This is a genomic window from Bradyrhizobium sp. USDA 3650 (genome assembly GCF_054057395.1).
In genome coordinates, this window is sequence record NZ_JBSRZG010000001.1 from 4,007,546 (window position 1) to 4,031,212 (window position 23,667).

Here is a 23,667-nt window from a genome sequence, read left to right on the forward strand (position 1 = left end):
GCAGCGGCGAGACGGGTGAGGGGTTCTCTCCCCGCACAATCCCTTGCATTGGAATTTGAGGACGCAACCCCTCATCCGGCGCTTCGCGCCACCTTCTCCCACAAGGGGAGAAGGGAAGACAGTGGCGCGGCCTCAGGCCTCGCGCACCACGGTCTTCAGATAATTATACGCCTTGATGATTTCGATCAGGCGGTCCTCGGTGGAGCGGTCGCCGCCGTTGGCGTCGGGGTGGTGCTGCTTCACCAGCGCCTTGTACTTCGACTTGACGTCGGCGAGCGTGGACTCGGGGCCGAGGCCCATCACCTGGAGCGCCTTGCGCTCGGCGTTCATGATCTTGCGCGTCTCGGCCTTGGGCGCGGCCTGCGGACCGGCGCGCCAGCCGGTGCGGCCGTTGAGCTCCTGGAACATGCTGAACGGATCGAAGGCGCTGTCGATCTCGGCTTCCGCGCCTTTCTTGACGCCGCCATTGGCGCCCATCTTCCAGGTCGGACGATGACCGGTCAGCGCATCTTTCTGATAGCGCGCGACGGCGTCGGCATTCATGCCGGAGAAGAAATTGTAGTTCTGGTTGTACTCGCGCACATGATTCAGGCAGAAGTGCCAGTACTCACGCTGATTGTCGCGACCCTTGGGCGCACGATGCGCGCCCTTGTTCTGACACCCGGTCCATTCGCAATTGACCACGGCATCGCGCGGCTTCACTTCCGGCTGCTTGCCTTTCGGCTTGATCCGGATGGAGTCGAAGAACTTTGATGAATCGATCGGCATGGCTGACTTTGACTACGCAATGCAAAAACCTTCAAGTCTTGACATTGCAATTAGCTGAAAAGCATAGCCGAAACTATGCTGAGGCGTCCTTGAACGACCGCCAGAGGCGGCCTATGCAATACGGAGAGCGATCTCGCACCGTAATGACCCAGATGGCTATGAGAGACACTATCAGCAACAAGTTGCAGGAAGCTTTCACGCCGGAAAGCCTGCAAGTCGTCGACGAGTCACATTTGCATGAGGGCCACGCCGGCCACAGGCCGAGCGGCGAGACGCACTTCCGCGTTTATATTGTATCTTCCGCCTTCAAAGGGAAGAGCCGGGTCGATCGCCACCGCATGATAAATTCGGCGCTGGCCGCGGAACTCTCCGGCAGAGTGCACGCGCTGGCGATCCACGCGCAAGCGCCGGGAGAAGGCGGGAGCTAGCTCGCCAATTCGAGCGTCAGACGGCGCCATTTCTCCTCATCCTGAGGAGCGCGCACTTGCGCGCGTCTCGAAGGATGCAGGCCCCCGCTGCGGCATCCTGGCCTGCATGGTTCGAGACGCGCCTTGCGGCGCTCCTCACCATGAGGGGCAACAGGGTCATGCGAATCCTAAAACGACGTCCCGGCCCGCCGCCGCTTGGCTTCCTCCATTTCCGTCTCGCGCGGCACCGGGGAAATACGGAGTGCGGTGATGCGGTTGCGTTCGCGGCGGAGGACGCGGAAGCGGAAGCCGTGAAAGGTGAAACTCTGGCCGCGGTCGGGGATCGAGCGCGCCTCGTGAATGACGAGGCCGGCGACCGTCGTTGCCTCTTCGTCGGGCAGGTGCCAATCCATGGCGCGGTTGAGGTCGCGGATCGGCACCGAGCCGTCGACGACGACCGAGCCGTCCGGCTGGGCGCGCACGCCCGCGACCACGACGTCGTGCTCGTCGGAGATGTCGCCGACGATCTCTTCCAGAATGTCTTCCAGCGTCACGAGCCCTTCAACTTCGCCGTACTCGTCGACGACCAGGGCGAAATGGGTCTTGCGGCGGCGGAACGCCTTGAGCTGCTCGGAGACGGGCCGCATCTCCGGCACGAACCACGGCGGCAGCGCGATGGTGGAGACGTCGATGCGCGAGGTTTCGCCGTCGGCCGCCCGGATCGCGCGCAGCAAATCCTTGGCGTGGAGCACGCCGATGATGTTTTCCGGCTTCTCGCGCCACAGCGGGATGCGGGTGTATTCGGCCGCCAGCACCTCGCGCACCAGATCCTCCGGCGGCAGGTCGGCGTTGATCATCGTCATCTCGGTGCGATGGATCATGACGTCGGAGACCTGGAGCTCGCGCAGATCGAGCAGCCCGCCGAGCATGTCGCGGTCGTGCTTCTCGAACTTGCCTTCATGGTGCAGCAGGTCGACCGCTCCGCGCAGGCGCTCGGTCGGCGACAGAATCGCCTGGTGCTCGCCGGCAAGGCCAAACAGGCGCATCAACAAGCGCACGATGACTTCCACGATCCGCAGCAGCGGCCCCAGCACGTACATCGTCAGCCGCATCGGGCGCGCCACCGCCAGCGCCATGCGGTCGGGCGCGTTGATCGCGATGGTCTTGGGCAGCACCTCGGCGAAGATCACGACCAGTGCCGTCATCAAACCGGTGGCATAGAGCACGCCGACGTCGCCGAACCAGGCCGTGAAGATGCTGGTGGCCAGGGCGGATGCACTGATATTGGCGATGTTGTTGCCGAGGAGCAGGGCACCGATCAGGCGCTCGCGCATGTCGAGCAGTTGCGAGACCACGTCGGCGTCGCGATTACCCTGCTTGGAGAGCCGCAGCATGCTGGCGCGCGAGGCGCCGGTCAGCGCGGTCTCGCTCGCGGCGAAAAAGCCGGAGACGAGCAGGCAGAGAATGACGATGGTGAATCCGAGCCAATCCATGAACCACTCTGGTTTCTTGTTCTGACGGGTTTTCTTGACGCGAACCGGTACCCACTTCGCTCGAAAACGCTTTAGCGTCGTTCAACCGCGTGTCACGCCTTGTGGGCGAGCTTGTCCTTGAGGAAGTCGCGCACCGGAGCCGGCTCGACGTTCTTCACGACGACGGCGCGTCCCACGGCCTCCAGCAGGATGAAGGTGAGCCTGCCGCGGTCGACCTTCTTGTCCTGCGCCATCAGCGCCATCAGCGCGTCGGCATCGGCAAGCCCCTCCTGCGCGAAGCCCGCGATGTCCTGCAAGCGCGTCGGCAGGCCGGCCTCAACGAGGTGACGCTCGACGCGCGCGGCGTCCGCGTCGCCGATCATGCCGAGCTTCGCGGAAAACTGCGCCGCCAGCGTCATGCCGATCGAAACGCCCTCGCCGTGAAACAGGCGGTCGGAGAAGCCGGTCGCGGCTTCCAGCGCATGGCCGAACGTGTGGCCGAGATTGAGCAGCGCGCGCTCCCCGGTCTCGCGCTCGTCGCGCGAGACGACGCCGGCCTTGGCGCGGCAGGAGGTCGCGATCGCATGCTCGCGCGCCGAGCCGCCTTTGGAGATGTCGGAATGGTTCTTCTCGAGCCAGGCGAAGAAGGCCTCGTCGCCGAGCACGCCGTATTTGGCGACCTCGGCATAGCCGGCGCGGAATTGCCGCGGCGACAGCGTGTCGAGCACGGCGGTGTCGGCGATCACCAGCACCGGCTGGTGGAAGGCGCCGAGCAGATTCTTGCCCTGCGGCGAGTTGATGCCGGTCTTGCCGCCGACGGAGGAATCGACCTGCGCCAGCAGCGAGGTCGGCACCTGCACGAAATCGACACCGCGGCGCAGGATCGCCGCCGCAAAGCCGGCGAGATCGCCGACCACGCCGCCGCCGAGCGCGATGACGAGATCGTTGCGTTCGATCTTCGCGGCGATCAGGGCCTCGCTGACCTTTTCGAGACCGGCATAGGTCTTGGAGATCTCGCCTTCATCGACGACGATGCGCGATGTCGGAATGCCGCTGGCTGCGAGCGAAGCCTCGGCGGGCTCGAGCCAGTATTTCGCGACGGTGCGATCCGTCACGATCGCGGTGCGCACGCCGGGGCGCAGGCGCGCGACGCGTTCGCCGAGCGAAGCCAGCACGCCGCGGCCGATGACGATGTCATAGGCGCGATTCTCCAGCGCGACCTCGACGTTGACAGGATCGGAATGTTTCAAGGGCGCGGTCATCGTGCGGCACTCGCGACGTCGGCTGGTGGCGGGGACGCCCGTTCGCCGCAAAGATGCGCGCGTAGCGTCTCGATGGTCTCATCGACGATTCTGTCGTGCGGCACGTCGCGCGAGGCGATGGTGAGGTCGGCATGGCCGTAGACCGGCTCGCGCTCGGTGAGCAGGCGCGTCACGGTTCCTTCGGGATCGGCGGTCTGCAGCAGCGGACGGTCGGCGCGCCGGCGCACGCGGCGCATGATGACGTCATGATCGGCCTTGAGCCAGATCGAGATCGCCTTCGCCGCAATACGGCCCCGCGTCTCCTCGCGCATGAAGGCGCCGCCGCCGGTCGCCAGCACGATGGGGCCGCCGTCGAGCAGACGCGCGATCACGCGGGCCTCGCCGTCACGGAAATGCGGCTCGCCGTGGCGCTCGAAGATTTCCGGTATGGTCATGCCGGCTGCCGCCTCGATCTCGGTGTCGGCATCGACGAAGGGCAGCTTGAGCCGGAGAGCCATGCGGCGGCCGATGGTGGATTTGCCCACCCCCATCATGCCGACGAGCACGATCGAGCGCGTCCCCAGCGCCGACAGGATGTCGGCCTCGGGCGAGGCTTGGATCGGCAACGCGGCGTCGGGCATTTGTCTCGCTCGAATGGGTCTCGCTCGATCTGCCGCCAAAGGCGGCATCCTTTGGCCACCTATACGACCCCGCAGGGGCCCTCGCCAGAGGACTCTTGCCACGAAACGGCGAACGTGTTGGATGATTTCATTGGTTAATTTGCCCGCCAAGCCCCTGACCGAGACCCTCTCCGAGATCCTGCCGATGCCCAGCCTGTTCCGCTTCCTGACGGTCGTCGCCGTGATCGCCGGCATCGTCTATGGCGTGGTCTTCGCGCTGGCGAACTTCGTCAATCCCAAGTCGCGGGAAATGACGGTGACGATCCCGCCGGATAAGTTTCTCAAGAAATAGCAGCTAGGCTGCCGGGCATGCGTGCCAGATCTTCCGATAACAAGCCCTCAGACACAAAACTCACCGGCCTGTTCCTCGACATGCTTGCGGCGGAACAGGGCGCCGGCCCCAATACGCTCGACGCATATCGCCGCGACCTCACCGATTTCTCCGAGTTTCTCGGCCGCGTCGGCCATGCATTCGCGGACGCGGAAACGCAGACGCTGCGCGACTATCTCGCCGATCTCGACACGCGCGGCTTCAAATCCACCAGCGTCGCGCGACGGCTATCGGCGATGCGGCATCTCTATCGCTTCCTCCTGAACGAACGCATCAGAACCGACGATCCCGCGGCGATCCTGTCCGGCCCCAAGCGCGGCCGCGGCCTGCCGAAGGTGCTGTCGATCCCGGATGTCGACCGCATGCTCCGCCGCGCCAAGGAATTGAGCGAGGCGGAGGCTGCCTCGCCCTCGAAACGGCTGCGCGCCCTCAGACTCTATTGCCTGCTCGAGGTGCTCTACGCCACTGGCCTGCGCGTCTCCGAGCTGGTGGCGCTGCCGCGCACGGCCGCGAAGCGCGACGCCCGCATGATCGTGGTGCGCGGCAAGGGCAACAAGGAACGGCTGGTGCCGCTCAACGAGGCCTCGCGCCAGGCGATGGCCGATTATCTCGCGGCGACGGAGGCCGCCAAGGACAACAACAAGTCCGACAAGAAGAACAGCGTGGCGGCCTCGAAATGGTTGTTCCCCTCGTTCGGCGAGAGCGGGCATCTGACGCGGCAGCATTTTGCCCGCGACTTGAAGGAGCTCGCGGTCGCCTCAGGGCTGCAGGCCCGGCTGGTTTCCCCCCACGTGCTGCGCCACGCCTTCGCCAGCCACCTGCTGCACAACGGGGCCGATTTGCGCATCGTGCAGACGCTGCTCGGCCATACCGACATCTCGACGACCCAGATCTACACCCACGTGGTCGAGGAGCGGCTGAAGAGCCTGGTCCGCGACCTGCACCCGCTGGCGGAGAAGTAGGTCTGGCGCGTCGCCCCGCTACAGGCCAAGGCCGAAACCGCCTTGACTTCGGCCACATCTCCGCAGAAAGAGCCGGGGCCTCACGATGATTGGCCTGCGCTGGTTGCGAACACACAAGCCAACTCATTGACGAACCTACATTTCTTTCCACGACATCGAATCCGCTTCGCCGCCTCGCCCCGTTCTCCCTATATTGAGTTGATGCCAGACCAGATGCGCAGCTATCTCGATTTCGAAAAGCCCGTCGCCGAGCTCGATTCCAAGCTCGACGAATTGCGGACGCTTGCGGCCTCCGGCAGCGACATCGCCGAGGAGATCGGGCGGATCGAGGACAAGGCGGCGCAGGCGATGGCCGACCTCTATCTGAACCTGACGCCGTGGCAGAAGACGCTGGTCGCGCGGCATCCGCAGCGGCCGCATTTCAACGACTTCATCAAGGGCCTGATCACCGAGTTCACCCCGCTCGCCGGCGACCGCAAGTTCGGCGAGGACGAGGCGCTGGTGGCCGGCTTCGGCCGCTTCCGCGGCGAGGCCATCTGCGTGATGGGCCAGGAAAAGGGCGATTCCACCGAGAGCCGCATCAAGCATAATTTCGGCATGGCGCGGCCCGAGGGCTATCGCAAATGCGTGCGGCTGATGGAGATGGCCGAGCGGTTCGGCCTGCCGGTGCTGTCGCTCGCCGATTCCGCCGGCGCCTATCCCGGCATCGGCGCGGAAGAGCGCGGCCAGGCCGAGGCGATCGCGCGTTCCACCGATGCCTGCATGGCGCTGACCGTGCCGAACGTCGCCATCATCACCGGCGAGGGCATGTCGGGCGGCGCCATCGCCATCACCACCGCCAACAAGGTCCTGATGCTGGAGCACGCGATCTACAGCGTGATCTCGCCTGAGGCCGCGTCCTCGATCCTCTGGCGCGACGGCTCCAAGGCGCAGGAAGCCGCCAACAACATGAAGATCACGGCCCAGGACATGCTCCGCTTCGGCGTGATCGACAGCATCCTGAAGGAGCCGGTCGGCGGCGCCCATCGCGACCCCGCCGCCATGATCGCCACCACGGGCGACGCCATCGCCAAGGCCTTTGACGAGCTCCGGGGTCTCGACGGAGACGCTATCCGCAAGCATCGGCGGCAGAAATTCCTCGATATCGGCCGGAAACTGGGCTGATTCGGCCGGGTTTGGGGCCCGCAGCGGCGGTGCGCTCCCTCACCCGCTTGCGGGGGAGGTGAAGAGCCCCCGGTAACCCCGCGTTAACCCTTTTTTTGCCCAAATCAGCGATCTCAGTACTGGTTTGTTCGGAAGGCCCAAGTTTCAGCCCAGTTTAAGTCTTCGTTGACCACGCCTTTGGGCCAACGGGCTCGTGATCCCCGTTCGGGTTGCGACCACATGACCCAGAGGTTAGAATTTTAATCAATGGCTTCAGGGCATAAGCGCTGGAGCGTGATTGCGAAAAAGCCCGTCGCGACGGGTCCGGGCCTCCGGTCGGATCATGCTTCAAGATTGGGGTTTGCGCGCGATGCCTTGGACGGTGTGGGGTCCATCTTGATTTCTCGTTCGCTTGCTCGCGCGTTTCTGGTTTCGGTGGCGCTTGCCGCCAGCTTCGTGCTGGCCGGCTGCGATACCGACCAGGTTTCGCTTGCGACCAATGCCAAGGCCAACCAGCCGGTGCCGCCAAAACTTCTCGCCGCGATGGTCGAGAAGGACATGGACCTGCAATCACCGATCCTGGTGCGCCTGTTCAAGCAGGAGGCCGAGCTCGAGGTCTGGAAGCAGACCCGCAACGGCCAGTTCGCGCTGCTCAAGACCTATCCGATCTGTCGCTGGTCGGGCGACCTCGGCCCGAAGGTGCGCGAAGGCGACCGCCAGGCGCCGGAAGGATTCTACTCGATCAATCCGGGCCAGATGAATCCGCAGTCGGCGTATTATCTGTCGTTCAACACGGGCTATCCGAACGCGTTCGACAAGGCTTTGGGCCGCAGCGGCTCGCAGCTGATGGTGCATGGCGATTGTTCGTCGCGCGGCTGCTACGCGATGACGGACGAGCAGATCGCCGAGATCTATTCGCTCGGGCGCGAGTCATTCTTCGGCGGTCAGAAGGCGTTCCAGCTGCAGGCCTATCCGTTCAAGATGACGCCGGTGAACATGGCCAAGCACCGGAACAATCCGAACATGCCGTTCTGGAAGATGATCAAGGAAGGCTACGATCATTTCGAGGTGACGCGGCAGGAGCCGAAGGTCGATTTCTGCGAGAAGAAATACGTGTTCGACGCGGCGAAGGCGCCCGACGCCAAGCGTGATCCGGTGTTCGACGCGTCCGCAAAGTGCCCGGCCTATGTGATCCCCGAGGAGATCGCCAGCGCCGTGCGCGAGAAGGATGCGCGCGACCAGGCCGAGTACAGCAAGCTGGTTTCGCGCGGCACGCCCGTTGCGCGCATGAACACCGGCATCGACGGCGGCATGAACAAGATCTTCGCCGCGAAAATTCCGGAAGGCTCGACCGGTCTGTCGGAGGGCGCCGAAGGCACGACCTTGCAGATGCTGGCGATGGCGAAGGCGCCGGGCACGATCCCGGGACACGTCAATCCGCCGAAGCCGAATCTCGATGCAGCCGCGCCCTCGCCGCAGGAAGAGCCGGTCGTCGCCGTCAGCGCGCCCGCCGCCAACGCCCGCGTCGCCACCGCAGCCCCGCCCGAGAAATCCGGCTTCTTCTCGAATCTCGGCCGCAAGATGGGCGTGGGCAACGCCGACGCCACGGCGACCACGCCGCCGCAGGCCACGGCATCCGTCGCCCCGGCCGCGACGACCACGACACCGCCGACCGCAGCGTCGAGACTGAAGGCCGCGGTGACCCGGTTCGTGCCGGGTCGCGACACGTCCAAGGATGCGCCGAAGCCGGCTGTCGCCGTCGCCAAACCCGCCGAGCCGGCGAAACCCGACACCCGCCTCGCGGCGACGCGCCCGACGCTGAAGCCGTCAGTGTCGGATGGCGCCGGTGAAGCGACGCAGATCATGGGAGCCGCGCCGGTGGTCCAGTCGAACTCGTTCGACAGCCGGTTTGGGGCGGTGAAGTAAGAGCGGGCAAGCCCCTCGCCCTTCATGTATTCCGTCCGAGCGAAACCGCCGACCCCACCTGGGAGCATCGGTGACGGCCCGCGGGCGCCTTGAATTCCACTGATATATATCCCATGATATACAATAAGTTATTGTATATCATGGAGCGTACGATGCAGGTCTCCAGATGGGGTAATAGCCTTGCGGTTCGCCTGCCCAAGGCCTTGGTCGAGGAACTGAGCCTCAAGGAAGGCGACGAGCTCGATGTCGTCGCCGCCCGCAAGGGGAAGATCGAGGTCGAGACCAAGGAAGAGCGTCGTCGGCGGGCAATCGAAAATATGCGCGCTCGCAACTGGCCTCCCTTCCCTGCCGACTACAAGTTCGATCGCGATGAGGCGAACGAGCGGTGAGGGCATTTCTGGATACCAACATTCTCGTTTACGCGCAGCAGACTGGCACCAAGGCAACCATCTCTCGAGACCTGATCAGCCAGGGCGGCACCGTCAGCGTGCAAGTCCTGAACGAACTGGCAAACGTCTTGCGCAAGAAGCAGGGAATCAGCTGGCACGACATCGAGCTTGTGTTCGATGATATCGACAATGCGCTCGATCCGGCGTACCCGCTGACGGCAAAGATCAGCCGTGCGGCTCTTGCGCTCGCACGAGATGATGGCTTCGCTTTCTACGATGCGCTGATCGTCGCCGCCGCGATCGAAGCCGGCTGCGACACGCTCTACAGCGAAGATATGCAGCATGGCCGCAGCGTCGGCGGGCTCACCATTGTCAATCCGTTCCTCGGAAACGTGCCGTAAGCGCCCGACCGCAAGCGAGAGTTGGCTTCGGAGCCGGCATCAACGCATCCCTACGGCGCCAGATACCGCAGCAGTTCCGGATTGCCCCTCACCTCGCCTGCCTCGCCTTGCAGCGCGACGCGGCCGCGGTCCAGCACGTAGGCGTAATCGGCGACGCGCAGTGCGAGGTCGAGGTGCTGCTCGACGATGATGACGGCGATGGTTTTCGCGAGCTCGATCAGGCGCTCGGTGATCTCCTCGATCACGCCGATCCAGACGCCCTCCGTCGGCTCGTCGAGCAGAAGCAGCTTGGGATCGCCCAGCATCGCGCGGCCGATGGCGAGCATCTTGCGCTCGCCGCCGGAGAGCGTGCCGGCGGGCTGGTCGAGGCGCTGACCGAGCTTTGGGAAGATGGTCAGCACGTGGTCGACCGCGTCGGCCTTCCTGCTCGCGAGCGAGCCGACCGCGAGATTGTCGCGCACCGACAGCCGCGCGAACACCGAATGCTCCTGCGGCACGTAGCCGATGCCGGCGCGCACGCGCTCCTGGGTCGCGCGACGGCTGATGTCGCGGCCATCGAAGGCGACCTCGCCCTTCCACGCCGGCAGCTCGCCGACGATGGTCTTCATCAGCGTGGTCTTGCCGGCGCCGTTGCGGCCCAGCACGGCGACACCGCCGCGCCAGGGAATGCCGAGGTTGACGTCGAACAGGACCTGGCTGCGGCCATAGCCGGCGTCGAGATGCTTGATGTCCAAAAATTCAGGCACGGCGCAAATAGATCTCCTGGACGGCCTTGTTGGCCTGGATCTCCGACACCGTGCCGGACGCCAGTACCTTGCCCTGGTCGAGCACGGTGAGGCGATCGCAGATGTCGCGGATGAAATCGAGGTCGTGCTCGACGATGACCAGCGAGCAATGCTTTTTGATCGGCTGCAGCAATTCGCCGGTAACGCGGCGCTCCTCCAGGCTCATGCCGCCGGTCGGCTCGTCCAGCAGCAGGAGTTTCGGCTTGCCGGCCAGCGCCATCGCGATCTCCAGCCATTGCTGCTGGCCGTGCGACAGCGCCGCCGCCGCATCGAAGGCGCGATCAGCGAGGCGGAACTGCGTCAGCATGGTCATGACCTGATCGTGCAGGAGCCCGCGCGTGCGCGAGAACACGAGGTCGAACAGCGAGGATTGCGCCTGCAGCGCGAGCAGGATGTTGTCGTAGAGCGTCAGCGTCGGCAGTACGGATGTGATCTGGAATTTCAGGCTCATGCCGGCGCGGGCACGCTCCGTCGGCGTGAACGCGGTGATGTCGGTATTGATGAAACTCACCTTGCCCTGCGTCGGCACCTCGGCGCCCGCAATGCACTTCATCAGCGTGCTCTTGCCGGAGCCGTTCGGGCCGATCAGGCCGTGAAACTCGTTCTCGCCGACAGTGAGCGCTGCGCCATCGAGCGCGGTGAGCTTCCCGAAGATCTTCTTGACGCCGGTGGCTTCAAGGAGCGGCATCGCGCTTCTCCTTCCCGGTCTTCCTGGATTTACCACCAAAGCTGCCGACCCGCTCGCGCTCGCCGAGCACGAAACTGATCAGGCCGAGCGGCCGGAACAGGATCACGAGCAACAGCAGCACGCCGAGGATGATCGGCCAGACCTCGCGGTAATTGTCCGAGAGCCAGAAGCTGACGCCCTCGACGATGACGGCACCGATGACGGCGCCGATCAGCGTGCCGGAACCGCCGAACAGGACGTAGAGCACGACCTGCGTCGAGACCACGACGCCGACCATGTTGGGCCAGACGAAACCTTCGTGGAAGGCGTAAAGGCTGCCGGCAAGACCCGCCACCGCGCCGCCAATCGCGAAGATGATCGCCTTGAGGTGCTGCGCCTTGTAGCCGAAGAAGGCGATGCGCTGCTCGTTCTCGCGCAATCCCGCCAGCGCCAACCCGAATTGCGAGCGGACCAGAAAACGGCAAAGCAGATAGACCACGACAAGAAGGCCAAGCACGAGATAATAGAACGGCGGCCCTTCCGAGAATTCGTAACTGCCGAGCGTCATCGACGATATCGAGGGGATACCGTTCTGACCACCGAGATAGTACCAGCCGCGCGCCAGCCGGTCGGCGGCGTAGGATCCGGTCAGCGTGCCCAGCGAGACGAAGATCACGCTGGAGGGATGCCGCCCCAGCAGCAGGAAGCCGCCCAGCAGAAGCGCGAAGGTGAGGCCGATCAGCGTACCCGCAGGCAGCACCAGGAAGATGTTGGTGATGTCGAGGTCGCGCGCGAGCAGCGCTACCCCATAGCCGGCCGACCCGAAAAACAGCGCCTGGCCAAAGCTCATGATGCCGGCATAGCCCCACACCAGGTCGAACGAGAGCGCGAACAGCGCGAGGATGATCACCCGCGTCGCGAACACCGTAAGGTAGTCCTGCAGCACCAGCGGGGCGAGCAGCGCCGCGGCGAGCACGACGCCCTCCACGATCGGCAGGATTTTTCGCTGCGAACCAGTTACTCCTTCTGATCCGTGTTCAAGCATGGCGACATTCTGTTCCCCGCCGATCTCGGCGGGGACTGCCTGCTTCACTGCGCCCATCGCTTTCGGCATTCGACTCTAGCATTCCTTGGGATCGACGAGCCCGTCGCTGCGTCCGACGATCTCGTAATTCCCGCCCTTGGCGACCGCGGTGTACATCTTCATCTTGCAATGCCGCTTGCCCGGAACCATCTCGGCCGGTCCGCCCGGGCCCTCGGCGATCTTGGCGTGGTCGAGCGTAGCTGCGACCGACTCGCGGTCGATCTTGCCGGCTTCCTTGACGGCGGCTTCCCACAGCTTCAGGCCGCGATAGGTTCCGGTGGCGGCGCTGCCGGCGGCGAACAGGAAGTTGCCCGGGAAATCCTTCTCGTAGGCCGCCTGGATTTTTGCGTCGAACGGGTTCTCCTTGGTCAGCACCTTGAAATAGTCGAGACAGCTGGCGAGACCCTCGATCTCGGCGGCCTGATTGATGTTGAGTGTGTTCTCGTCATAGTAGACGCAAGCCAGCCGTCCGCCGTTCTTGAGGAAGCCGGCTTCATAGAGCTGCTTGAAGAACGGGCCGACGCCCGGCGGGATGACGGTGTTGAAGACGACGTCGACCTTGTTGGAGATGATGCGGTTGACGGTCGAGGAGAAGTCGACCTGGTCGAGCGGATAATATTCCTCGAACACGACCTCGCCGCCGTTGGCCTCGATCACCTTGCGGGCGTAGACGTTGAGCGTGTGCGGCCAGACATAGTTGGCGCTCGGCAGCGCGAACTTCTTGCCGCCGTTCTTGATCAGCCAGGGAATGAACTCGTCGCACTGCTGCGCGGGCGTCGGCCCGGTGCAGAACAGATAGGGCGTGCACTCCTTGCCTTCGTAGAGCTGCGGATAGATGTAGAGCGTCTTGCCGCGCGCGACGATCGGGTCCTTGATGGCGTTGCGCATCGACGAGGTGATGCCGCCCAGCACCATGTCGACCTTGTCGCGCTGGATCAGCTTGCGGACGTTGCCGACAGCGACGGATTCGTTCGAGGCGGTGTCCTCGATGTAGAGCTCGAGCGGGCGGCCGAGCAGACCGCCGCCGGCGTTGATCTCCTTGATCACCATCTTCGCAACATTGGCGTCGGCATTGCCGGCGTAGGCGATCGGCCCGGTGAGGTCGGTGGCGATGCCGACCTTGATCGGGGCTTCGGCCGCATTGGCCCAGGGCGCCGGGATCACCCAGCTGCCGACGCCGGTTGCGACCGCGCCGGAGGCAAAGGCGAAATTCGAGAGGAAGCGGCGGCGGGAGAGCTGAGTGCGATCGGACATGTGACTAAACCCCTTTTCCAGCGATGAGGCCTTGCGGCCGGAATTTGATGAAAACGATGGCGAGAACGAAGACGAGGACATCGGCGACGACCGGCGCCATCACCCAGGGGAGCGCGGCACTCAGCGTGCCGATGACGCCGGCGCCCGCGACCGGCCCGATGAAGGAGCCGACGCCGCCGACCATCACCGCGACAAAGCCCTGGATCAGGAAGCGCAGGCCGAGATCGGCGAACAGGCTGAACACGGGGACGATCAGCGCGCCGGCAAGGCCGGCAAGCGCCGCGCCGAACGCAAAGGTGGCGCCGTAGATCAGCGGCGTGGAGATTCCGGAGGCGCGGGCCAGCGACGGATTTTCCAGGGTAGCGCGCACGCGCAGGCCGAAGCTGGTGCGCGCCAGCAGCAGATAGCAGCCGCCCATCACCAGCGCCGTGATGACGATGATGGTGAAGCGCCAGGCCGAGATGTGCATGGCGCCGATGTCGATCGAGCCGCCGATCGGCTCGGGCACAGTGAGATAGAAGCCGCCGATCAGGCCGCGCACGGATTCGCGGATGATCAAGCCAAGCGCATAGGTGCCGAGCATGGCGACGATGGGGGCTGCGTAGAAGCGTCGGATGATCAGCGCCTCCAGTACGAAGCCGAGCGCGCCGACGACGAAGGGCGCGGCGACCATGCCGGCCCAGATCGGCAGGCCCTTGGCGTAGGCGAGATAGGTAATGTAGGCCCCGAGCAGGACGAACTCGCCCTGCGCGAAGTTGAAGATGCCCATCATGCTGGCGATGATCCCAAGCCCCAGCACGATCAGGACAATGATCGCGCCAAAGCTCAGGATCTCGAACGCCGCGACGAACGCGTTAGCCATGCGCCGGAGCCTTTCCCGTTCCGAAGGAATCGGAACGGGGCTCCGGCTTGATGTCTTGACTCGTCCGAAAACGCTTCCCTGTTCCGTTGCCCCGCATCAATGCCTCGCTCACATCTTCTTCCAGTCGCCGATCTGCTCGAAGGCATGCGCGGCACGGTAGATGGTGGATTCCTCGAACATGCGGCCGACCAGCATCAGGCCGACGGGCAGGCCGTCGACCATGCCGCAGGGCAGCGACATCGCGGGATGATGGGTGATGTCGAACGGCGCGGTGTTGGAGATCATCTCCAGCGCACGCGCGACATAGTCCTCGCGGCTGGCGTTGGGCTCCGGCAGCTTCGTCGCCTTCATGGGCGTGGTCGGCAGCAGCAGCAAATCGTAGTCTTTGAAGGCCTTGTCATAGGCCGCGGTCAGGCGTCGGGAGATGTTGAGCGCCTTGCCGTAATAGCGCGGACCAAAAGTATTGTTGATATAGGTGCCGAGCAGCAGGAACAGCTTTGTGGTCTCGGACAGGGAATCCGCCTGCCGCCGCCAGCCGCGATGGAAGTCCATCAGCGTGGTCGAATAGAGGTCGGACCGGCTCAGCCCATAGCCGTCGCCATACATCATGGTCTGGGTCATGCCCTCGGTGCCGATCGGCGTCCAGATCGCGGGGCCCATGAGATGCATCGGAATCGAAACGGTCTCGACCGTGGCGCCGAGATCCCTGAAACGCTTTGCGGCCTCCCGCACGCTCTCGTTCACGGCGGCTTCGGCATTCGCCTGCTCAAAGCCTTCCTTGAGGATGCCGATCTTCATACCCTTGACGCCCTGGCCGAGCGCCTTGGTGTACTCCTCGACCTTGGGCGCCTTGATTCGGGGATCGTAGCCGTCGTCGCCGGCCAGCACTTCGAGCAGCAGTGCGTTGTCGGCGACGGTCGCCGTCATCGGGCCGGTGTGATCGACGAACACCTCGATCGGCATGATGCCCGTGTAGGGCACGAGGCCCCAGGTCGGCTTCATGCCATAGGTGCCGCAGAACGAGGACGGCATGCGGATCGAACCGCCCTGGTCGCCGCCGATCGCCATGTCGACCTCGCCGAGCGCGACGACGACGCCTGAGCCTGACGAGGAGCCGCCGGCCGAATAGCCCATCTTGTGCGGATTGTGGACGGCGCCGACGGCATTGGTGTGGCTGCCGCCGGACATGCAGAAGGATTCGCAATGGACTTTTCCGGCGATCTCGGCGCCGGCATCGAGCATGCGGGTGACGATGGTGGCGTCGAAATCGGGGACGTAACCCTCGAGCGTCGCAGAGCCGTTCATCATGGGAACGCCGGCGAGCATGATGTTGTCTTTCAGTGCGACCGTCTTGCCCTTGAGCTTGCCGCTCGCCGCACCCTTCACGGTCGACTTGCGATACCAGGCGTTGCGCGGGTTCTCTTCCGGCGAGGGCCGATAGCCCCGGCGTGCGCGGATATTTGACCTCCGGCACCTCATCCGGCATGGCGCCGACGAGATTATAGGCTTCGATCGAGCCCTGCATCAGGCCGCGGAACGAGGCGACATCGTCATCAGACAGCGAAAGGCCGCACTGGTCGGCGACACTGCGCAATTGGGCTGGAGTGGGAAGGACAACTGTCACGGCGCTCTCCTGAAGTTTCTTGATCCCTGGCATTGGACGGAAGCCGTCCTGCGCCTGCATGGCACCGGTCGGGCGGCTTCGCTTCGATACTACAGACGGAAATATTTTCCTTTTCAAGTATTATTTTGGATTCGGGCGTTTGCAGATGCGCCGAGCCCGCATCAGATCGGTTTGATCAGCTTGAAATCGAGGCCATCCGCCCCGGCGAGATACATTTGCATCCGGGTGTGACCGTTCCTGACCGTGACGGGGCCGCGGGCGCCGCCATAGACGATGTTGCGGCCGGCCGCGAGCATCGGCCCCATCGCCAACGTGCCCGCCTTGTTCGCCACGGCTTCGAGGAAGCGCAGTCCCTCATAGCTGGATTGACCGAGCGAGCCGATCGGGGGGCCGTTCGGTCCGAACATCGCGCGATAGCGGCTCTGGAAGTCGTCATTGGCCCGCGATCCGATGCCGGGGAAATAGCCTGAGGCGCAGAACAGGTTCTCGCTGTTGTCCGCGCCGATTCCGAGCAGCACGGTCTCGTCCATCGCCCCGGCCAGCCGCAGCGTCGTGGCGCCGAGGCCGCATTCGCCGAACGCGCGATTGAACGTGATGCTGTCGGTGCCGATCAACGAGATCAGGACGACGTCCGGCCTCGCGGCTCGGATGCGCTCCAGATGCGGCTCGTGGTTGTCTTCGCCAAGGGGAACGAACTCTTCGCCGACGACATGGCCGCCGGCCTCCTTGATGTAGCGCTTCACCGCGCGGTGCGACTGCCAGGGCCAGACATAGTCGCTGCCGATCAGGTACCAGCGCGCCGCCTTCTTGACGTCGGCGAGCCAGTGGATCGACGGGCGGCTCTGCCAGCGCGGCGTCTCGCCGATCGCCATGACGCCCGGCGTCTGCTCGCCGCCCTCGTAGACGGGCGTGTAGATGTAGGGGATGCGGTGGCGGGTGGTGACCTTGCGCAGCGCCACGCGCACCGCACTGGTATGCAGTCCGACGATGAGATCGATCTCATCGGACGCGATCGCCTGCTCGGCGCGGCTCAGAATCTCGTCGAGCGGGCCGCCGGCGTCGTAGATCGAAAGCTCGATCTCGCGCCCGAGAATGCCGCCGCGCTTGTTGATCTCGGCGACCGCGAGCTGCGCGCTGCTTGTCGCGCACGGGCCCCAAACGCCGGGCGAGCCGGTGCAGCACATGAAGCCCCCGATCCGGAGCTTGTTGTGTGCGCCGCGGCGCTTCATGAAATACGCGTCAGCCGGCGACAGGTCGAAATCCGCTGCCGCGGACGACAGATTCCTGAACAGCAAGGACGGCGGTAACGCCGGACCGCCGTGAGCCGGGAAGTTTACCGTCGCGCGCACGCCAACTCCTGTCTGACACCAGGCTTGAAAGCTCATTCGAGAGGCGGCCGCGGCACCCGCCCTATTGTTGGGCAATATCCTATTTTGAAAATATTGAATATTCAAGAATTGAAGTGCATATAGATGCAGCATCGATTGCAAGACATTCACTCATTTGGGTCAAGACAAAGTCTTAGCCGTGGCAAAACCGAACACCCCGATCACCGAACACCTCGTCTACCTGCTCGCGCAAGCCAACCGGGAGATCAACCGGCAGCTCGAACTGCGGTTGAGCAAGGAAGGCGTACCCGTCGAGCAGTGGCGCATCCTGAAAGTGCTGTCGGATGGCAACGGCCATTCGATGGGCGAGCTCGCGGATGCCGTGCTGCTCAACCATCCGACGCTGACCAAGATGATCGACCGCATGGTCTCGGACACGCTGGTCTACCGCGTGCAGGACCCGAACGATCGCCGCAAGGTCCTGATGTTCATCTCCGATCGCGGCAAGGTGCTGAGCAAGAAGCTCAACTCGCTCGCGGTCGACCAGGAGGAGCACATCCTGGAGAGCTACGGCGACAAATCGACGAGCGAATTGAAGCGGCTGCTGGAGAGCTTGATCGACAGCTCGAATTGAGTGGCGCGCGATTTACGCGCCTCGCCGCACGGCCGTAGCCCGGATGGAGCGCAAGCGTAATCCGGGTTTTTCCCGCACAGCGACAGGATTCCCGGATTGCGCTTCGCTCCATCCGGGCTACGAGTTCGTGCGAGCCGCGGCTTTCGCGGAACAGTGAGGCGCCGGCGTCGGCGACTCACATTCGAACCTTAGGCATACCGCCCGTGGCAATGCTTGTACTTCTTGCCTGAGCCGCACGGGCAATCCTCGTTGCGGCCGATCTTGCCCCAGCTTGCCGGGTTCTTGGGATCACGCAACGCGGCGTCGGTGGCCTGCGCTCCGAGCGTGACGCTGGCGAGTGCCATTTCGTCCTCGCCGGTGTTCGGATCGAACTTGTGCGCTTCCATCGGCGGCAGCACCGGGGCTTCCTGCTCCGGCGGCACGATCTCGACCCGCATCAGCTGCGCCGTGACGGCCTCGCGCAGATGCGCGCTCATCTCCTGGAAGAGGTTGAACGCCTCGGTCTTGTACTCCTGCAACGGATCGCGCTGGCCGTAGCCGCGCAGGCCGATGACCTGGCGCAGATGGTCGAGCATGATCAGATGCTCGCGCCAGAGATGGTCGAGCGTCTGCAGCAGAATGGTCTTCTCGACGTAACGCATCACGTCGGGACCCCATTGCCCGACCTTGGCCGCCATGTGCTCGTCGGCGCGGGTCTCGATGCGCGTGAGCAGCTCCTCGTCGGCGATGCCCTCTTCCTTGGCCCAGTCATCGACCGGCAGGTCGAGATCGAGCACGCGCTTGAGCTCTTCCTTCAGGCCCGCGACGTCCCACTGCTCGGCATAGGCATGCTCGGGCACGTGCTTGGCGACGAGGTCGTCGATGAAGGCGTGGCGCATGTCGGCGACGGTCTCGGCGACGCTGTCATCCTTCATCAGGTCGACGCGCTGGTCGAAGATCACCTTGCGCTGGTCGTTCTGGACGTTGTCGAACTTGAGCAGGTTCTTGCGGATGTCGAAGTTGCGGGCCTCGACCTTCTGCTGCGCCTTCTCGAGCGCCTTGTTGATCCAGGGATGGATGATGGCCTCGCCCTCCTGCAGGCCGAGACGCTGCAGCATGCTGTCGAGGCGATCCGAGCCGAAGATGCGCATCAGATCGTCTTCCAGCGACAGGAAGAATTTCGAGCGGCCGGGGTCGCCCTGACGGCCGGAACGGCCGCGGAGCTGGTTGTCGATGCGGCGGGATTCGTGGCGTTCGGAGCCCATGATGTAGAGGCCGCCGGGCTTCTTCACGGTCTTGGCGGGCTTCGAACCCTTCGCCGGCTCGATCTCGACCTCTTCCTCGGCCTTCAGGACGATATCGCGGAAGTGCTCGATGTCGGCCTTGATCTGCTCGATCTTCAAGGCCTTCTCGGCCTCGTCCTCGATCGAAGCAGCCTCCTGCTGGATCCGCATTTCCAGCGAGCCGCCGAGCTTGATGTCGGTGCCGCGGCCGGCCATGTTGGTCGCGATCGTGATCGCGCCGGGGACGCCGGCTTCCGCGACGATGTAGGCTTCCTGCTCGTGGAAGCGCGCGTTCAGCACCGCGAACAGCTTTGCCGGTTTGCCGGCGCGGGCCGCGGCGTACAGCTTCTGCATCGAATTTTCGTTGCCGAAATCGATCTGCCGATAGCCGTGCTTCTTCAGATATTCGGCGATCACTTCCGATTTTTCGATCGAGGCGGTGCCGACCAGCACCGGCTGCAGCCGCGCATTGGCGCGCTCGATCTCGGCCAGGATCGCGGCGTATTTCTCGTTCTGGGTGCGATAGACCTCATCGTCCTCGTCGAGACGGGCGACCGGCAAATTGGTCGGGATTTCCACGACCTCGAGCTTGTAGATGTCGAACAGTTCGTCGGCTTCGGTCAGCGCCGTGCCGGTCATGCCGGCGAGCTTTTCGTACATCCGGAAATAATTCTGGAAGGTGATCGAGGCCAGCGTCTGGTTTTCCGGCTGGACCTGCACGTGCTCCTTGGCTTCCAGCGCCTGATGCAGGCCTTCGGAATAGCGGCGGCCCTGCATCATGCGACCGGTGAACTCGTCGATGATGACGACCTCGTCGTCGCGGACGATGTAGTCCTTGTCGCGCGTGAACAGCGTGTGGGCGCGCAGCGCCTGGTTGATGTGGTGCACGACGGAGACGTTCTCGACGTCGTAGAGCGACTCGCCCTTCAGCTGGCCGGCATCCCGCAGCAGCGTCTCGATCTTCTCCATGCCGGCTTCGGTCAGCGTCACCGTGCGCTGCTTCTCGTCGACATCGTAGTCGGACTTGTCGAGCTTGGGCAGGAAGCCGTCGATGGTGTTGTAGAAGTCGGAGCGGTCGTCGAGCGGGCCGGAGATGATCAGCGGCGTGCGCGCTTCGTCGATCAGGATAGAGTCGACTTCGTCGACGATGGCGTAGAAGTGCGGCCGCTGGACCATGTCCTCGAGCCGGTACTTCATGTTGTCGCGCAGATAGTCGAAGCCGTATTCGTTGTTGGTGCCGTAGGTGATGTCGCAAGCATAGGCGGTCTTGCGCTCGGAATCGTCGAGGCCGTGCACGATCACGCCGGTGGTCAGGCCGAGGAAGCCGTAGATCTGGCCCATCCATGCGGAGTCGCGGCGGGCGAGGTAATCGTTAACGGTGACGACGTGGACGCCCTTGCCGGCGAGCGCATTGAGATAGACCGCGAGCGTTGCGACCAGCGTCTTGCCTTCGCCGGTCTTCATCTCGGCGATGTCGCCCTCGTGCAGAACCATGCCGCCGATCAGCTGGACATCGAAATGGCGCTGGCCGAGCGTGCGCTTGGCGGCTTCACGGACCGTGGCGAAAGCGGGGACCAGGAGGTCGTCCAGCGTCTTGCCCTCGGCGAGCTGCTGCCTGAACTCGACGGTGCGGGCCTTGAGGGCCTCGTCGGAGAGTTTCGAGACCTCGGGCTCCAGCGCGTTGATCGCGTTGACGCGGGACTGATATCCCTTCACCCGCCGGTCGTTGGCGGAGCCGAAAAACTTGCGGGCGAGCGCGCCGATCATGCTTAGTTCCTGTGTTCGCGATTCAACCGCGTTCGCGTTGCAGCCAAGAGGTTGTCACCCGCCTGCCAATCAACTCACCGTGACGCCTGCTGGGCGCCGGAGCCCGGACTGCGGGGGGTCCATCCGCCATATGGGTGGGAGTTGGGCAAGTCTGGGTTCAACGGCCAAAAACGCAGCAAAATAAACGCCATCGCATGGACGCGACCGGGCAGAGATATGGCCCGGTCAGGGCCTTGTCAACGGCGGGTGCATTGCGGCTAATTCATCATTTTGACAGACTTTTCGCGTTGCCAAGGCCCCCTGAATTGGGCGAGTGTCCGCCCCGCTCGAGCAGCCCCCTGCTTCAACAAAAGGATTTTCCATGACCACCTCGTTCCCGGTAACCAAAACCGGCCTGCGCTTCGGCCTCGCCACCGCCCTCCTGGGCTGCCTTGCGCTGGCGCTGATCGCGGGTCCCGGCCGGGCTGCCGACGATCCGGTGCTGGCGAAGGTCAATGGCGCTGAAATCAAGAAGAGCGACGTCGCCATGGCCGAAGAGGAACTCGGGCCGAGCCTCGCCCAGATGGACCCGGCGACCAAGGACGAGAACGTCCTGTCCTTCCTGATCGACATGAAGATCGTCGGCAAGGCCGCCGAGGACAAGAAGCTCGCCGACGGCGAGGAGTTCAAGAAGCGGCTCGCGTTTGCCCGCAACCGCCTGCTGATGGACAGCCTGCTCGCCGGCGAGGGCAAGGCCGCCACCACCCCGGATGCCATGAAGAAGGTCTATGAGGAGGCCTCCAAGCAGATCACCGGCGAGCAGGAAGTGCACGCCCGCCACATCCTGGTCGAGACCGAGGACGAGGCCAAGGCGGTGAAGGCCGAGCTCGACAAGGGCGCCGATTTCGCCGAACTCGCCAAGAAGAAGTCCAAGGATCCGGGCTCGGCCGACGGCGGCGACCTCGGCTTCTTCACCAAGGAGCAGATGGTGCCGGAATTCTCGGCAATCGCCTTCGCGCTCGAGCCGGGCAAGATCTCCGACCCCGTGAAGTCGCAGTTCGGCTGGCACGTCATCAAGGTCGAGGAAAAGCGCAGCCGCAAGGCGCCTGATTTCGAGCAGGTCAAGGCGCAGATCGAGCAGTATGTCACCCGCAAGGCCCAGGCCGACTACGTCGCCAAGCTGCGCGCGGAAGCCAAGGTCGAGCGGCTGGACCAGCCGGCGGATGCGGCCAAGGACGCCAAGCCGGCTGATGCGGCCAAGCCTGCCGATGCCAAGTCTACCGATGCCAAGCCTGCCGATGCGAAGCCGTCCGACAGCAAGATGGCGCCGCCCGCGAAGAAGTAAGAATTCGCTGTCACTTCGGTGACGCCGAGGGTATCTAACGTCGCAATGGCCGGGCATCGCCCGGCCATCTGCATATCCAGACCCCATCAAGGCGCCCGCGATGTCCTCCTCCGTCTCTCCCCTCGCCCCGAAGAACGTTCCGAACATGCCCGTGATCGCGGGGGTCCGTCTCGCGACGGCCGAGGCCGGCATCCGCTACAAGAACCGCACCGACGTTCTACTCGCGGTGATGGACAAGGGCACCGCGGTCGCAGGCGTCTTCACCAAGTCGAAATGCCCCTCCGCGCCGGTGGAATGGTGCCGCGCCAAGCTCAAGGGCGGCAAGGCGCGCGCGCTGGTGGTCAATTCCGGCAACGCCAATGCATTCACCGGCAAGACCGGCCGCAGCTCCACCGCACTGACCGCCAAGATCGCCGCCAAGGCCGTCGGCTGCCCCGAGGGAGAAATCTTCCTGGCCTCGACCGGCGTGATCGGCGAGCCGCTGGATGCGACCAAGTTCGACGGCGTGCTTGGTCGGCTCGCGGAAACCGCCGAGGCCGGCGATTATCTCGCCGCCGCCAAGGCGATCATGACCACCGACACCTTCCCGAAGGTCGCGACCGCGACCGTGAAGCTCGGCAAGGCCAAGGTCACGATCAACGGCATGGCCAAGGGCGCCGGCATGATCGCGCCCGATATGGCGACGATGCTGTCTTTCATCTTCACCGACGCACCGATCGCGCCTGCCGCACTGCAGGCTTTGCTCAAGAGCGGCGTCGAGGATACGTTCAACGCGGTCACGATCGACGGCGACACCTCGACCTCGGACACGCTGCTGGCCTTTGCCACCGGTGCTGCTGCAGAACACGGCGCGCCGAAGATCAGCCGGGCCAGCGACCCGCGCCTGAAAGCCTTCGTCAAGGCCTTCAACCAGGTGCTCGCCAATCTTTCCGAGCAGGTGGCCCGCGACGGCGAAGGCGCGCGCAAGCTGGTGGAGATCACCGTCGAGGGCGCCAAGACCAAGGCCTCAGCGCGTAAGATCGCGATGTCGATCGCGAACTCGCCGCTGGTGAAGACCGCTATCGCCGGTGAGGACGCCAATTGGGGCCGGGTGGTGATGGCGGTCGGCAAGGCAGGAGAGCCGGCGGACCGCGACAAGCTCTCGATCTCCTTCAACGGCATCCGCGTCGCCAAGAGCGGCGCGCGCGATCCGTCCTATGACGAGGCGCAGGTGTCGGAAGCGATGAAGGCGCCGGAGATCGCGATCAAGGTCTCGCTCGGCCTCGGCAAGGGCCGCGACCGCGTGCTGACCTGCGACCTCACCAAGGAGTATGTCGCGATCAACGGGGATTACAGGTCGTAGAGTTTACGGCTGCC

Annotated in this window: 21 protein-coding genes and 1 pseudogene; 10 read left to right on the plus strand and 12 right to left on the minus strand. The window is 64.3% G+C overall.

What is annotated here, in order from left to right:
* Positions 1-132: 132 nt before the first annotated feature.
* Positions 133-768 carry a J domain-containing protein gene (locus ACVIN2_RS18620; RefSeq protein ID WP_456766655.1) on the minus strand — a complete coding sequence of 212 codons (636 nt, stop codon included), beginning with the start codon at positions 766-768 and terminating at the stop codon, positions 133-135.
* A gap of 152 nt (positions 769-920) precedes the next feature.
* Here ACVIN2_RS18620 and ACVIN2_RS18625 point away from each other — a divergent pair, with 152 nt between their 5' ends.
* Positions 921-1,196 carry a BolA family protein gene (locus ACVIN2_RS18625; protein ID WP_456769757.1) on the plus strand — a complete coding sequence of 92 codons (276 nt, stop codon included), beginning with the start codon at positions 921-923 and terminating at the stop codon, positions 1,194-1,196.
* Between the two features lie 167 nt (positions 1,197-1,363).
* On the opposite strand, the gene ACVIN2_RS18630 is transcribed toward ACVIN2_RS18625, so the two are convergent.
* From ACVIN2_RS18630 to ACVIN2_RS18640, 3 genes are all read right to left on the minus strand, one after another.
* Positions 1,364-2,668: an HlyC/CorC family transporter gene (locus tag ACVIN2_RS18630; RefSeq protein ID WP_007599226.1), complete on the minus strand. Its 1,305-nt coding sequence runs from the start codon at positions 2,666-2,668 to the stop codon at positions 1,364-1,366.
* Positions 2,669-2,760: 92 nt separating this feature from the next.
* Positions 2,761-3,909 carry a 3-dehydroquinate synthase gene (aroB, locus tag ACVIN2_RS18635; RefSeq protein WP_456766656.1) on the minus strand — a complete coding sequence of 383 codons (1,149 nt, stop codon included), beginning with the start codon at positions 3,907-3,909 and terminating at the stop codon, positions 2,761-2,763.
* Positions 3,906-4,529, minus strand: a complete 624-nt coding sequence (locus ACVIN2_RS18640) for a shikimate kinase (RefSeq protein ID WP_456766657.1) — start codon at positions 4,527-4,529, stop codon at positions 3,906-3,908. Before ACVIN2_RS18640 ends, aroB begins: the two co-directional genes overlap by 4 nt.
* Before the next feature lie 184 nt (positions 4,530-4,713).
* Here ACVIN2_RS18640 and ACVIN2_RS18645 point away from each other — a divergent pair, with 184 nt between their 5' ends.
* The 6 genes from ACVIN2_RS18645 (at position 4,714) to ACVIN2_RS18670 (ending at position 9,720) form a co-directional block, all read left to right on the plus strand.
* Positions 4,714-4,860, plus strand: a complete 147-nt coding sequence (locus tag ACVIN2_RS18645) for a histidine kinase (protein WP_211400134.1) — start codon at positions 4,714-4,716, stop codon at positions 4,858-4,860.
* A 17-nt stretch (positions 4,861-4,877) separates the two neighbouring features.
* Positions 4,878-5,861 (plus strand): site-specific tyrosine recombinase XerD, encoded by a 984-nt coding sequence (gene xerD, locus ACVIN2_RS18650; protein ID WP_456766658.1) that lies wholly within the window; start codon positions 4,878-4,880, stop codon positions 5,859-5,861.
* A 201-nt stretch (positions 5,862-6,062) separates the two neighbouring features.
* Positions 6,063-7,025: an acetyl-CoA carboxylase carboxyltransferase subunit alpha gene (locus ACVIN2_RS18655; protein WP_007599220.1), complete on the plus strand. Its 963-nt coding sequence runs from the start codon at positions 6,063-6,065 to the stop codon at positions 7,023-7,025.
* Between the two features lie 375 nt (positions 7,026-7,400).
* The gene (locus tag ACVIN2_RS18660; protein WP_456766659.1) at positions 7,401-8,930 is read left to right on the plus strand and encodes a L,D-transpeptidase family protein; all 1,530 of its coding nucleotides are present in this window, start codon (positions 7,401-7,403) and stop codon (positions 8,928-8,930) included.
* A gap of 152 nt (positions 8,931-9,082) precedes the next feature.
* Complete coding sequence (locus ACVIN2_RS18665) at positions 9,083-9,319, plus strand: AbrB/MazE/SpoVT family DNA-binding domain-containing protein (protein ID WP_456766660.1); 237 nt, start codon at positions 9,083-9,085, stop codon at positions 9,317-9,319.
* A complete protein-coding gene (locus ACVIN2_RS18670; RefSeq protein WP_456766661.1) occupies positions 9,316-9,720 on the plus strand; it encodes a PIN domain-containing protein in 405 nt (134 codons plus the stop codon). Before ACVIN2_RS18665 ends, ACVIN2_RS18670 begins: the two co-directional genes overlap by 4 nt.
* A gap of 50 nt (positions 9,721-9,770) precedes the next feature.
* Here ACVIN2_RS18670 and ACVIN2_RS18675 read toward each other — a convergent pair whose 3' ends face one another.
* The 7 genes and pseudogenes from ACVIN2_RS18675 to ACVIN2_RS18705 form a co-directional block, all read right to left on the minus strand.
* Positions 9,771-10,466 (minus strand): branched-chain amino acid ABC transporter ATP-binding protein, encoded by a 696-nt coding sequence (locus tag ACVIN2_RS18675; protein ID WP_007599215.1) that lies wholly within the window; start codon positions 10,464-10,466, stop codon positions 9,771-9,773.
* Positions 10,459-11,193, minus strand: coding sequence for an ABC transporter ATP-binding protein (locus ACVIN2_RS18680; protein WP_007599214.1), 735 nt, complete (start codon positions 11,191-11,193; stop codon positions 10,459-10,461). Before ACVIN2_RS18680 ends, ACVIN2_RS18675 begins: the two co-directional genes overlap by 8 nt.
* Positions 11,180-12,286, minus strand: a complete 1,107-nt coding sequence (locus ACVIN2_RS18685) for a branched-chain amino acid ABC transporter permease (protein ID WP_456766662.1) — start codon at positions 12,284-12,286, stop codon at positions 11,180-11,182. Before ACVIN2_RS18685 ends, ACVIN2_RS18680 begins: the two co-directional genes overlap by 14 nt.
* Positions 12,287-12,292: 6 nt before the next feature.
* The gene (locus tag ACVIN2_RS18690; protein WP_007599205.1) at positions 12,293-13,510 is read right to left on the minus strand and encodes a substrate-binding protein; all 1,218 of its coding nucleotides are present in this window, start codon (positions 13,508-13,510) and stop codon (positions 12,293-12,295) included.
* A 4-nt stretch (positions 13,511-13,514) separates the two neighbouring features.
* Positions 13,515-14,372 (minus strand): branched-chain amino acid ABC transporter permease, encoded by an 858-nt coding sequence (locus ACVIN2_RS18695; protein ID WP_063992465.1) that lies wholly within the window; start codon positions 14,370-14,372, stop codon positions 13,515-13,517.
* Positions 14,373-14,480: 108 nt separating this feature from the next.
* Positions 14,481-15,996, minus strand: a pseudogene (locus tag ACVIN2_RS18700) (amidase).
* A 161-nt stretch (positions 15,997-16,157) separates the two neighbouring features.
* Positions 16,158-17,345, minus strand: coding sequence for a substrate-binding domain-containing protein (locus ACVIN2_RS18705; RefSeq protein ID WP_456766663.1), 1,188 nt, complete (start codon positions 17,343-17,345; stop codon positions 16,158-16,160).
* A 178-nt stretch (positions 17,346-17,523) separates the two neighbouring features.
* Between ACVIN2_RS18705 and ACVIN2_RS18710 the strand changes: the two genes are divergently transcribed.
* The gene (locus ACVIN2_RS18710) at positions 17,524-17,958 is read left to right on the plus strand and encodes a MarR family winged helix-turn-helix transcriptional regulator (RefSeq protein ID WP_456766664.1); all 435 of its coding nucleotides are present in this window, start codon (positions 17,524-17,526) and stop codon (positions 17,956-17,958) included.
* 188 nt (positions 17,959-18,146) lie between these two features.
* Here ACVIN2_RS18710 and secA read toward each other — a convergent pair whose 3' ends face one another.
* Positions 18,147-20,987, minus strand: coding sequence for a preprotein translocase subunit SecA (secA, locus tag ACVIN2_RS18715; RefSeq protein WP_456766665.1), 2,841 nt, complete (start codon positions 20,985-20,987; stop codon positions 18,147-18,149).
* Positions 20,988-21,348: 361 nt separating this feature from the next.
* Between secA and ACVIN2_RS18720 the strand changes: the two genes are divergently transcribed.
* Both ACVIN2_RS18720 and argJ read left to right on the plus strand, forming a co-directional pair.
* Entirely contained in the window at positions 21,349-22,311 is a 963-nt protein-coding gene (locus tag ACVIN2_RS18720) for a peptidylprolyl isomerase (RefSeq protein WP_456766666.1), read from the plus strand.
* Between the two features lie 100 nt (positions 22,312-22,411).
* Positions 22,412-23,653, plus strand: a complete 1,242-nt coding sequence (gene argJ / locus ACVIN2_RS18725; RefSeq protein ID WP_456766667.1) for a bifunctional glutamate N-acetyltransferase/amino-acid acetyltransferase ArgJ — start codon at positions 22,412-22,414, stop codon at positions 23,651-23,653.
* Positions 23,654-23,667 lie beyond the last annotated feature (14 nt).

Excerpts from the sequence above, each read along its gene's own strand:
- ACVIN2_RS18695 (WP_063992465.1), bottom strand. The coding sequence starts at position 14,372 with ATGGCTAACGCGTTCGTCGCGGCGTTCGAGATCCTGAGCTTTGGCGCG.
- ACVIN2_RS18685 (WP_456766662.1), bottom strand. The coding sequence starts at position 12,286 with ATGCCGAAAGCGATGGGCGCAGTGAAGCAGGCAGTCCCCGCCGAGATC.
- ACVIN2_RS18645 (WP_211400134.1), top strand. The coding sequence starts at position 4,714 with ATGCCCAGCCTGTTCCGCTTCCTGACGGTCGTCGCCGTGATCGCCGGC.
- ACVIN2_RS18655 (WP_007599220.1), top strand. The coding sequence starts at position 6,063 with ATGCCAGACCAGATGCGCAGCTATCTCGATTTCGAAAAGCCCGTCGCC.
- ACVIN2_RS18720 (WP_456766666.1), top strand. The coding sequence starts at position 21,349 with ATGACCACCTCGTTCCCGGTAACCAAAACCGGCCTGCGCTTCGGCCTC.
- ACVIN2_RS18665 (WP_456766660.1), top strand. The coding sequence starts at position 9,083 with ATGCAGGTCTCCAGATGGGGTAATAGCCTTGCGGTTCGCCTGCCCAAG.
- ACVIN2_RS18630 (WP_007599226.1), bottom strand. The coding sequence starts at position 2,668 with ATGGATTGGCTCGGATTCACCATCGTCATTCTCTGCCTGCTCGTCTCC.
- aroB (WP_456766656.1), bottom strand. The coding sequence starts at position 3,909 with ATGACCGCGCCCTTGAAACATTCCGATCCTGTCAACGTCGAGGTCGCG.
- argJ (WP_456766667.1), top strand. The coding sequence starts at position 22,412 with ATGTCCTCCTCCGTCTCTCCCCTCGCCCCGAAGAACGTTCCGAACATG.
- xerD (WP_456766658.1), top strand. The coding sequence starts at position 4,878 with ATGCGTGCCAGATCTTCCGATAACAAGCCCTCAGACACAAAACTCACC.
- ACVIN2_RS18640 (WP_456766657.1), bottom strand. The coding sequence starts at position 4,529 with ATGCCCGACGCCGCGTTGCCGATCCAAGCCTCGCCCGAGGCCGACATC.
- ACVIN2_RS18620 (WP_456766655.1), bottom strand. The coding sequence starts at position 768 with ATGCCGATCGATTCATCAAAGTTCTTCGACTCCATCCGGATCAAGCCG.
- ACVIN2_RS18680 (WP_007599214.1), bottom strand. The coding sequence starts at position 11,193 with ATGCCGCTCCTTGAAGCCACCGGCGTCAAGAAGATCTTCGGGAAGCTC.
- secA (WP_456766665.1), bottom strand. The coding sequence starts at position 20,987 with ATGATCGGCGCGCTCGCCCGCAAGTTTTTCGGCTCCGCCAACGACCGG.
- ACVIN2_RS18625 (WP_456769757.1), top strand. The coding sequence starts at position 921 with ATGGCTATGAGAGACACTATCAGCAACAAGTTGCAGGAAGCTTTCACG.
- ACVIN2_RS18690 (WP_007599205.1), bottom strand. The coding sequence starts at position 13,510 with ATGTCCGATCGCACTCAGCTCTCCCGCCGCCGCTTCCTCTCGAATTTC.